The sequence below is a fragment of the Shigella sp. SIG3 genome, from assembly GCF_053555855.1.
The window spans coordinates 1-691 of the sequence record NZ_JBQZXE010000290.1 but is presented as its reverse complement, the minus strand read 5'-3'; the positions used below and the strand labels follow the sequence as shown (position 1 = coordinate 691).

The 691-nt window shown below is 43.1% G+C and carries 1 protein-coding gene; it reads left to right on the top strand.

From position 1 onward, the window contains the following. Positions 1-574 (top strand): lipid A biosynthesis (KDO)2-(lauroyl)-lipid IVA acyltransferase (locus tag ACUU1I_RS21015; protein WP_449144934.1); only part of this gene is annotated, 574 nt, incomplete at its 5' end. Positions 575-691: the final 117 nt, after the last annotated feature.

Sequence of the window (691 nt, the reverse complement as noted above, 5' to 3'; positions counted from 1 at the left end):
TCGACACAATAATAGAAATGTGATTTTTCTGGTTCCCCATGGCTGGAGCGTGGATATTCCTGCAATGTTGCTGGCAGCTCAGGGAAAAAAAATGGCCGCCATGTTTCATCAGCAACGAAATCCAGTGATTGATTATGTCTGGAATTCAGTACGGCGTAAATTCGGGGGGCGCTTACATGCCCGGGAGGATGGGATAAAACCATTTATTCAGTCAGTACGCCAGGGATACTGGGGATATTACCTCCCAGATCAGGATCATGGTCCTGAATACAGTGAATTTGCTGATTTTTTTGCGACCTATAAAGCGACATTACCAATCATTGGACGTCTGATGAACATCAGTCAGGCTATGATTATACCACTTTTCCCGGTTTATGATGAAAAAAAACATCTACTGACTATTGAAATTCGGCCACCAATGGATGCTTGCATTGCCAGCGCGGACAATAAAACGATTGCCCGACAAATGAACAAAACAGTGGAAATTTTGGTGGGGCCACATCCGGAACAGTATGTCTGGGTTTTAAAATTGTTAAAAACACGCAAATCAAACGAAGCGGACCCGTACCCTTGAAATTATAAAGTACAAGTATTTCCACTAGTTGTTTGTAAGCGTACAGCCTGAACCGTCTGGTCAGAATCTGACGAATTAGACAAAGTGGTGTCCACCAAATAAGTAGTGGGAACCAAT